At 58.8% G+C, this 752-nt stretch carries 1 protein-coding gene; it reads right to left on the bottom strand.

The window, feature by feature from the left end; genetic code table 11:
* On the bottom strand, positions 1-728 hold a 728-nt coding region (locus tag QN399_RS26125), incomplete at its 3' end, for a DUF2235 domain-containing protein (protein ID WP_330201928.1).
* Positions 729-752: the final 24 nt, after the last annotated feature.

The following is a 752-nucleotide window of genomic DNA, read 5'->3' on the forward strand; positions in this document are numbered from 1 at the left end:
AAGGCTTTATGGGTATTAAAGTCGATGGGTTGTGCCGCGCCGACGCGTTGTTCATAACCCTGTTTGAGCGCCCGATATTCCTGATGCGTTGCCAGCGTGCTGCCTGACAACTCCTTGAGCGGTTGGCCCTCATGGTTGGCCTTGTTCTCGGCCAGTTGTCGCTCATGCAGCGCTTTAAGGGCATCCCATTCCTCCTGGGTCATGTCCTTGCCGTTGACATGCTGGTAGGCGGAGGTTGTCCTGAAGTGATAGCTGCCATAACGATTGATCCGCCACCCCGTCAACAGCGCCTGCTCACCGGCCAAGGCGCCTTCCAGCGGGCCGGTTTTGTGGTGGGCGAGCCAGGTGTTGAAACGGAGGGTGAGGGTTTCGGAGATGTCGAAGGCATCAGAAGTCGTGTCGGACATTTTTAGCCAGGGCCATTTCTCTTCTTGCTCGAGGCTAAGCGCATCAGGAGGTGCCTGTAACGGAGCGCCGACTGCGTAGGCTTCGGCATACATGTGCTGCAATGGGATTTGTGACATCACGTCCTGTGGACCGCCCAGCGACTTGCCCTGATCGCCCGGCGAATACCCACCACCGACATCGGAGTGCATGCCGGGGTACAGGTATTCGACCGTGTTGGCGCGGTAGGTCGAAGGGCAACTCGGGTCATCGGGGTCGTTCTTGCGCCGAATCGAGTCCACCGGGAAACAGGTGCGTTGCTCATGGGCGGCGACCAGATGCACGCAGCGCTCCAAAAACTTCTCCGA

The organism is Pseudomonas sp. 10C3 (assembly GCF_036346185.1).
GTDB lineage: Bacteria > Pseudomonadota > Gammaproteobacteria > Pseudomonadales > Pseudomonadaceae > Aquipseudomonas.